The 236-nt window shown below is 38.1% G+C and carries 1 protein-coding gene; it reads right to left on the bottom strand.

What is annotated here, in order from left to right:
- Positions 1-236: hypothetical protein (locus G3N99_RS42665; RefSeq protein WP_206125235.1), on the bottom strand; the 236-nt coding region annotated here is incomplete at both ends.

Genomic DNA, 236 nt, shown 5'->3' with positions numbered 1-236 from the left:
AAAAAAAAAATATACAACACAACCAAATAACGTTCTCTTTCTTCTCCTCCTTTCCTTTTTTCTTTTTTCTTTCTTTTTTTCTTCTTTTTTTTTCTCCCTCTCCTCCCTTTTCTTCTTCTCTCTCTTCTCCTTCTTTTCTCCTCCCTTTTTTCTCTTTCCTTTCCTTCTCTCTTCCTTCTTTCTCTCTCCTTCCCTCCTTCTTCCCTCCTCTCCTCTTTTCCCCCCCTCCTCTTTTT

The sequence above is a fragment of the Burkholderia sp. Ac-20392 genome (genome assembly GCF_017104585.1).
In the GTDB taxonomy this organism is placed as follows: Bacteria; Pseudomonadota; Gammaproteobacteria; order Burkholderiales; family Burkholderiaceae; genus Burkholderia; species Burkholderia lata.
Note: the sequence above shows the minus strand (reverse complement) of the source record. Positions and strands in the feature narration are given on the sequence as shown.